The sequence below is a fragment of the Cobetia sp. 29-18-1 genome (genome assembly GCF_029846405.1).
GTDB lineage: Bacteria > Pseudomonadota > Gammaproteobacteria > Pseudomonadales > Halomonadaceae > Cobetia > Cobetia amphilecti.
This window is the reverse complement of record NZ_JARWKS010000055.1, coordinates 1-334: the sequence shown is the minus strand read 5'-3', so window position 1 is coordinate 334 and position 334 is coordinate 1. Positions and strand designations below refer to the sequence as shown.

Sequence of the window (334 nt, the reverse complement as noted above, 5' to 3'; positions counted from 1 at the left end):
GTAAATTCATGTGTCGAAGCTTGCCGGCGATCTGCTCAGGAGACAAGTAGCGGCGGAGAAGGTACTCGATAAGCCTGAACCGCTCAGTACCGATGGAAAGCTTTCGCTTGGGCCGGCAAAAGCGCCGACGCTTGAGTCGCGACACTTGCGCGCGTTCAGCTCGATAGTCGTTGCCCGGCACACTATTTCGGCGAATTTCGCGGCTGATAGTGGAGGGAGAACGACTTAGGCATCGAGCAATGGCTCGGAGGCTTAGGCCTTGAGAGAGGCAAACCTGGATAGTGGCACGATCGGTGATGCTGAGTTCTGAGTATGACATGAGCGCAATACCTTA

General features: G+C 55.1%; 1 protein-coding gene. It reads right to left on the bottom strand.

The window, feature by feature from the left end; all coding sequences use genetic code 11:
• The coding region (locus QD208_RS17595; protein ID WP_279837690.1) for a helix-turn-helix domain-containing protein at positions 1 to 319 on the bottom strand (319 nt) is incomplete at its 3' end.
• Positions 320 to 334 lie beyond the last annotated feature (15 nt).